The organism is Cyanobacteriota bacterium, from assembly GCA_025054735.1.
Taxonomy (GTDB): Bacteria; Cyanobacteriota; Cyanobacteriia; order SKYG9; family SKYG9; genus SKYG9.
On sequence record JANWZG010000173.1, the window covers coordinates 1 to 7,582 of the forward strand.

6 protein-coding genes and 1 pseudogene are annotated in these 7,582 nt (G+C 48.9%); 3 read left to right on the forward strand and 4 right to left on the reverse strand.

Translation table 11 applies throughout. The annotated features are described in order from the left end of the window. Positions 1-29: 29 nt before the first annotated feature. Positions 30-1,034, reverse strand: a complete 1,005-nt coding sequence (gene trpS, locus NZ772_09845; protein MCS6813853.1) for a tryptophan--tRNA ligase — start codon at positions 1,032-1,034, stop codon at positions 30-32. Positions 1,035-1,492: 458 nt separating this feature from the next. On the opposite strand from trpS, the gene NZ772_09850 reads away from it, so the two are divergent. From NZ772_09850 to NZ772_09860, 3 genes and pseudogenes are all read left to right on the forward strand, one after another. After that, the gene (locus NZ772_09850) at positions 1,493-3,394 is read left to right on the forward strand and encodes an EAL domain-containing protein (GenBank protein MCS6813854.1); all 1,902 of its coding nucleotides are present in this window, start codon (positions 1,493-1,495) and stop codon (positions 3,392-3,394) included. Positions 3,395-3,444: 50 nt separating this feature from the next. After that, positions 3,445-3,708, forward strand: a pseudogene (locus NZ772_09855) (galactose-1-phosphate uridylyltransferase). Between the two features lie 350 nt (positions 3,709-4,058). Then, the gene (locus NZ772_09860) at positions 4,059-5,750 is read left to right on the forward strand and encodes a ShlB/FhaC/HecB family hemolysin secretion/activation protein (GenBank protein MCS6813855.1); all 1,692 of its coding nucleotides are present in this window, start codon (positions 4,059-4,061) and stop codon (positions 5,748-5,750) included. On the opposite strand, the gene NZ772_09865 is transcribed toward NZ772_09860, so the two are convergent. From NZ772_09865 to NZ772_09875, 3 genes are all read right to left on the reverse strand, one after another. Continuing rightward, positions 5,735-6,589, reverse strand: a complete 855-nt coding sequence (locus tag NZ772_09865) for a hypothetical protein (GenBank protein ID MCS6813856.1) — start codon at positions 6,587-6,589, stop codon at positions 5,735-5,737. The genes NZ772_09860 and NZ772_09865 overlap by 16 nt on opposite strands. After that, a complete protein-coding gene (locus NZ772_09870; GenBank protein ID MCS6813857.1) occupies positions 6,559-6,927 on the reverse strand; it encodes a c-type cytochrome in 369 nt (122 codons plus the stop codon). Before NZ772_09870 ends, NZ772_09865 begins: the two co-directional genes overlap by 31 nt. 40 nt (positions 6,928-6,967) lie before the next feature. Further along, on the reverse strand, positions 6,968-7,582 hold a 615-nt coding region (locus NZ772_09875), incomplete at its 5' end, for an alpha/beta fold hydrolase (protein ID MCS6813858.1).

The following is a 7,582-nucleotide window of genomic DNA, read 5'->3' on the forward strand; positions in this document are numbered from 1 at the left end:
ATTTCGCTGTGCAGATGTCATGATTTGCATTAAGGCAACGAGTATCCTAAGGCGGTCTTTACCTGGGTTAGCGTTGTTACAGCAACCGCCTCCGCTTGTTCACGTCCCTGACGCAATATAGACTCTAAATAGCCAGCCTCACGACGAATCTGTCGATAGCGATCTTGGATGGGCTTAAGGGCGGCGATCGTAACCTCGGTCAACAAAGGCTTAAATTGCCCCCATCCCATCTCCCGACATTCATTGGCCACAGCCTCCTTCGTCTGGCCAGAGAGAATGGTATAAAGCGTTAACAAGTTATGGCACTCTGGTCGTTCTGGATCATCAAACGTCAATCCCCGAATTGGATCGGTCTTACAGCGCTTAATTTTTTTCTCAATGTCTTCTGGGCTATCCAGTAAATTAATTCGACTCTGCTCAGACGGATCCGACTTTGACATTTTCTTTGTGCCATCGGTGAGGCTCATGACTCTAGCACCAGCCTGACTAATTAGCGGTTCTGGTAACTTCAGCACGGGGTTGTCTTTAGCAAACAGGTGATTGAAGCGGGCAGCGATATCACGGGTTAACTCTAGATGTTGTTTTTGATCATCCCCAACGGGCACCTTATCGGCTTGGTAGAGCAAAATATCAGCTGCCATCAATACTGGGTAGTCCAACAGCCCCGCGCTGACATTTTCTCCCTGCTTTACAGCCTTTTCTTTGAACTGCACCATGTCTTGCAACCAGTTTAGCGGGGTGATGCAATTCAACAGCCATGCTAGTTCACTATGGGCAGGAATGTGGGACTGAACAAAGATACTAGCTTGGCTAGGATCAATACCACAAGCGAGGTAGAGGGCTGCGATCGTGTAAGTATCTTCTGCTAAGGTCTGGGGATTATGGGGTGTAGTAATGGCGTGTAAATCCACAACACAGAAGAAATTTTCATACTGGCTTTGCCCTTCTACCCAATTGCGGATAGCTCCCAGATAATTGCCTAGATGCAAATTGCCAGTGGGTTGAACGCCAGAAAGAACACGCTGCCTGGTCATGGGTAATCGGGTGGTTGTCACCAACAACAAAAACTACTTGGACAATTGTATGCGGTTGCCTGAATTCCTGAGCAATAGAATTTCTGGGCATCAATCATGGCAATATCTTGAAGCATTCCAACTATCTCTGGGCAACCTTACGCTAGCTAGGAGATCAGTCAACTAGATTTCCATGGACTACAATAAACATTCCGGTTTTCTCTAGTGTGTATGGAAGAGTTGGTTAGATAGCTGCTAAGCCGTGCCTGTGGGCTAGTAAGCCATGCCTATGAGGTGGATAGACATGGGGGGTTCCAGGATTTATAGATAGACAGTCTTTACAGATGCTTAAGCTAGTAGAGGCTGCTACAAGCCGCCACCTAAACTCAGAGATGTCTGGGTAAAACGAGTTAATTTACTGAAGATTTAGCATTTTGTTTACTGCCAAACTTAAAGTGGTTCCCAAATCACAGGTAACTATGGGTGAGATTCAGAATCTCTCTGATGATGGCGCGCTAAAAGGCAGAATCCTGGTTGTTGATGACACTCCGAACAATACAAGGCTATTAGCAGCAGCACTGGAGCACTACGGCTATGAGGTTTGTGTTGCAACTAGTGGTAAAGCAGCTCTATCGCTAGTAGCTAGCTACTTACCAGACCTGATTTTGCTGGACGTCATGATGCCGGGGATGGATGGCTATCAGGTTTGTCAGCATCTTAAGGCTGACGATAGCATTGCGGATATTCCTGTAATCTTCCTAAGTGCCTTAGACAACACCCTGGATAAGGTGCGAGCCTTTGGTGTTGGTGGAGTAGACTACATCACTAAGCCATTCCAAATTCCTGAGGTAATTGCGCGGGTGGAGAACCAACTAGTGATTCAACGCTTGCGACGGCAACTGCAAGAACAAAATCAACAACTACAACAAGAGATTGCCGATCGCCTCCAGGCAGAAACTGAAATTCGGCTATTGAATGTGATGCTAGAAGAGCGGGTGCAGCAGCGCACATTGCAATTAGAGCAAGCTAATCGTGACCTGCAACAGGAAATTTGTGAGCATCGCCAGACGCAACAAAAATTGCTCCAAATGGTGCTACACGATAGTCTGACTAGCCTGCCAAATCGCACATTCTTCACAGAGCGTCTAGAGCAGGCGATCGAGCGCACCCAACTAGAGCCAGATTATCAGTTTGCGGTGTTATTTCTGGACTGCGATCACTTTAAGTTAGTAAACGACTCGTTAGGCCATCTTGTTGGGGATGAGTTGCTTATTGGAGTTGCTCAGCGCTTAGCGTCTTGTATAGGACGCAACGATACTTTAGCTCGCATGGGTGGTGATGAATTCACTGTCTTAGCCAGCGATATTCAATCAGAAAGGGATGCTATTCAACTTGCTGAACGGCTGTTGGCCTCCTTCAAGCAAGCGTTCACGATCGCTGGACGCGAGATTTTCTTAGATGCCAGTGTTGGTATTGTCATTGGCAGTCACGAGTACAAACAGCCTGAACATTTGCTTCGGGATGCAGATACTGCCATGTATCGGGCTAAAAATCGAGGCAGGGGCAACTATCAAGTGTTTGATGCAGAAATGCACGCTTTAGCTACAGCACGCTTGCAAATTGAGACTGATTTGCGACGTGCTATTGAACGGAATGAGTTAGTCACCTGCTACCAGCCAATTGTATCCCTCGGCAGCGGACATATCACGGGATTTGAGGCAACCGTTCGCTGGAACCACCCAAAGCTAGGCCCTATTTCTCCTACGGATTTCATTCCTATTGCAGAAGATACTGGATTGATTGTGCCCATTGGGTTGTGGATATTACAGGAAGCCTGTCAACAATTGCGCAGGTTGAAAGAGTACAACGATCGCATTGTGATGAGTGTCAACATCTCTGTGCGTCAGTTTTGTCAACTTGACCTAGTAGATCAGGTTGCCCATGTGTTAAAAACCTCTGGCGTAGAGGGTCGTAACTTAAAGCTAGAGGTCACAGAGAGTGTGATTCTAGAAAATACAGACTACGCTGCCAATATCCTCCAACGGCTTAAGGAACTTGACGTGCAGTTGAGCATTGATGATTTTGGTACCGGGTATTCATCTCTGCGTTATCTACACCGCTTTCCGTTTGATAACATCAAAATTGATCGCTCCTTTGTTAGCCGCATTACTTCCACAGGAGAGAACCTAGAAATTGTCCGGGCTATTATTACCCTAGCTCACAGCCTTGGTATGGATGTTGTAGCTGAAGGGATAGAAACTCCTGCTCAAGCTACCTACCTACGTAACCTTGGATGTGAGCAAGGTCAAGGTTATTTCTTCTCGAAACCCATGGATGGCGATGCTGCTGTAGCGATTCTAGCAAAAGTTCCTCAGTGGTAGGGACATATGCAACGTCTGCTTGTGTTAGCGTTTTTCACCCTAGCTTGGCAGATGTCGATGAAATTAACGATCTTGCACTGATATTGAAAACAGTTCTGATCAAGCTCTACCACGGCCTGAATAACCCAGACTATAACTACGTCATTCAGTCTGTCCCTACCAGCGTCATGAATGCTAACTATTTTCACTGGTACATAGCAATTATTCCTCATGTGTCTCGTGCGGCTAGCTTTGAGATAGGCAGTGGCATGTATATCAACACATCGCTGCCAGAGGAGAGTGCTGCATGTTTGCGGGCGATCGAGGTTGTATAGCCTCCTTACTGCTCAAGTCAACACTATTCCTCACCTAGGCAAGGCTCCGCTGGTTGAAGCCCTTAGCCTTGGTTGTCAAGGCCACTATGTGACTAACTGAAGTTGGCACTACGAACTCGCGACAGGTGCAAACCTGTGAGAGCCAATGATGTCCCCTATAAAGCTACTGTTGCTATACCAAGCTGGTCACTGTTGCAGTTCTGTTTACAATCGCCAACAGTAAGGATACATTGACGGGGGAGGTAGACAGCATGACACAGACAAAGAAGGCTAACAGTTACACTGATCAGGTAATTTATCGCCTACGGATCTATTGGGGTTGTAAACAATACGTCAGATGCCCACCACGGATGCTAGTTGTAAGTGTGCTGTGGGGAACGATTGCTGGTCTTGCTCTAGTGTCAGCCCCTCCAACCTTGACCCAGCCAGTATCCCAACTGCCTGAGTTTCAACCCCGCCCTGCCGAGCCACTGCCAACTCAGGTGTTGCCCCCGCCGAGTGAGCTGTTGCCCCCTCTGCCCGACAGCCAGCGTCCTGAGTTGCCAACAGGGGATGTGCCTGAAACTGTCGTAGTGCAGCGCTATAACGTTACAGGTAGCACCATTTTTTCCCCAGAGGAATTAGAGGCGATCACTAAGGAGTTTACAGGTAGGGTAACCATAACGGAGATTTTTCAGGCGCGATCAGCCATTACTCAGCTTTATGTCAGCAAGGGCTACGTCACTAGCGGAGCCTTCATACCAGAGCAAACCCTGCAAGGCGGCGTAGTTGAGATTCGGGTCGTAGAGGGAACAGTGGAAGAGATTCGAGTAGCTGGTAATCAGCGCCTGAGTCCAGGCTATGTGCAAAGTCGGTTGGCGCTGGCAACGGGTGCACCGTTAAACCGCGATCGTCTGCTGCAGGCCTTACAACTGCTACAACAAAACCCATTAATTCAAAATCTTTCGGCTGAGTTGTCAGCAGGCATTCGTCCGGGTACGAGTTTGCTTACCGTTCAGATTACAGAAGCTGACAGTTTTAACACAAGTTTGATTTTTGACAACCAGCGATCGCCTAGCGTTGGCACTGATCGCCGCCAGTTGCAAATCACCGAAGCCAACCTCTTGGGGTTAGGAGACAGTCTTGCCTTAACCTACACCAATACCGATGGCAGCAATGCGTTTGATGCTAGCTATACATTGCCCCTCAGTCCCTATAACACCACAGTCACGTTTAGCTACAGCACCTCTGGCAGTCGGGTTATCGAGCTACCGTTTGACGTATTGAGGATTAACTCTGGTTCTTACACCTATGAGGCTAGTTTGCGTCAGCCCATTATTCAAACCCCTTCCCAAGAGCTAGCTCTAGGATTAACCTTCTCGCGTCGTCAGTCAGAAGCTACCTTGCTAGGAGGCACGATTCCGTTTCCCTCGCTAGGAGCAGATAATGAAGGTCGATCAGTGGTGTCTGCTCTGCGGTTTGTGCAGGAATTTACTGATCGTAGCAGTGAGCAGGTGTTTGCTGCCCGCTCCCAGTTCAGCATTGGGCTAGATGCCTTGGGAGCTACCATTAACAACGCCTTGCCAGACAGCCGGTTTTTTACATGGCGAGGCCAAGCTCAATATGTGCGCTTGCTGGCTCCAGAGACATTGTTGTTGGTGCGTGCTGATCTTCAGCTTGCCGATCGTCCCCTACTGTCACTGGAACAGTTTGGCTTGGGAGGAGTTAATACCGTGCGTGGCTATCGTCAAGACCTGCTGCTGACCGACAATGGCATTCTAGCGACGGCTGAAGTGCGTTTGCCGATTCTACGCATTCCTGAATTGCCATTGCTCCTGCAAGTGGTACCCTTTGTGGATATTGGGACTGGCTGGAACTCAGGGCTACGACCCAATCCTACAGAGAGTACATTAATTTCCGCAGGGTTGGGACTACGGCTGCAAGTCAGCAACCAGCTCACAGCTCGGTTCGACTGGGGTATTCCGCTTAGTACCCCTAGTCCTGCTGCCCGTACTTGGCAAGAGAATGGGCTATATTTTTCTGTCGTCTACACACCGTTTTGACGGGGTGATGCTTTCTCAAGGGGCATGAATACCAATCGATAGCGATAGAGGGCAACTGGGGTAGTCCCCGCTGCAAAGTAGTTGGGATCCTGCGGTGAGAGATAAATAGCTGTGATTTGGTCAGCTTGAATAGGTTGCTCACGCCCTGGAAAATGCTCATACACTGTTGTGGTCTCGACTTCGTTGAAGTAGGGTGTGGCTGCTCCCTGAAATAGTTGCTGACACAGTTCAGTGGCAATGAATCGATCGGGCTGTAGAAACTCGCTAGCTTGTCCAGTGACCACCGAAACTAGGGATCGCCCGCGGGGTAAGCGAGTAATTTGGCGGTTAGGCTGATGGGGATCAACGGTTACCGATAGCACACCATCTGAGCCTAGATAGGCAGTTGCCAGATTGAGACCATTAAAGGCACGATCAGCAACAATTTCCCTAGGCCCCATAACTTGGCGCTGCCCAAAGGGTATTGCGCCCCAAGCAGGCACAGGGGGAGACTTAGGTATAAATCTTACCTGGAAGGTTATCGGTTGATTTAGGAACTGGCGATTACCTTCAAATCCTGGGGTTGTCAAGTTAGGAGCTAAGGGTGCAGCTAGATCTATCAGGGTACTGGTAACTGTCCAAGTGCCCGCCATCCACTGAGGATAGGTTAATTCTCTAGTAGCCATCTGAACGGTCGGTTTGCCCTGCCAATGGGGAAACTCAGCCACCCGATCGCCCAAGACACCTGCCCATGCCAGCCCTTGGCTTAGGAACAGGAATACCATGAGCAGGCTAGTACTAACTAGTAACCGCCATACTAATACCTGTTTCATCGCCAACCCTGGTTTGCCCGCTGCCATACATAGGTTGCAACAGCTTGAATTTCGTCGGGGGTTAACCGATTGCCATAGGCCGACATATTTGCCTTACCGTTGGTTACCAGTTCTGCGATCGCTGCCACAGAATCTACACCATTGCGTTTTAGGGCAGGCAACTTTAGGGTTTTGCCCCGACGAACAATGTTGCCACCGTTGATGTGACAACCAACACAATGCACCTCAAAGATCGCCGCTCCATTTGGATTATCCTCAGCCCAAGCCGACAACTGCCTAGAGTCTATAACCCCCAACCAACAGGCTAGACCAATAAGCACAGCGCTAACCACAACAAAACTATATCGATAGGCATAACTGAGCATGGTAGTAACTAGAGATAGAAACCATAGTTATAGTGCTTACCTAAAGCCAAGATGCAATCCAGTTAAGGATGAGTGGATTGACTCGTTCCGGAGTTTCATCGTGGGGGCAATGACCGGCCTTATCTAAGGGCACGATTGTCATCGCTGGGTTTAGCTTAGCAAATAGGGGGATCAATGTCGGTGGCACCATCTGATCCTGTTTGCCCCAAATCAACAACAGTGGTATCTGAAGTTTTGGTAAGGCAATTTTTGCCGTTAGCTTGCCGGGGGGGGAGTTAAGCATAGCTCGCAGGGCGCAACTAGCTCCGTGGTCATAGGCAGGGCGAGACAATAGATCCACTAGCTCATTGGTCACGCGGCTGCGATCAGCATAGGCTTGTTGTGCCCACGATCGAATCACCGATGGATGACGAATAAACCCGAACACAGGGTTAAACAAAACTGGCTGAGTAAGAATTCCCTTAATGGCGGCTGTCAACGGTTGTAGCCATCGCCCTAGGTTGCGGAGTACAGGTCGCATAGGTGCAGGGAAAAACTCATCAACAACTGACGAATCAGGCAAATTGAGCATCACTACCCCACGCACTATCTCAGGATAGGCCGCTGCTGTTGCCATGCAAACCAAAGAGCCAATGGAGTTGCCCACAAGCACCAC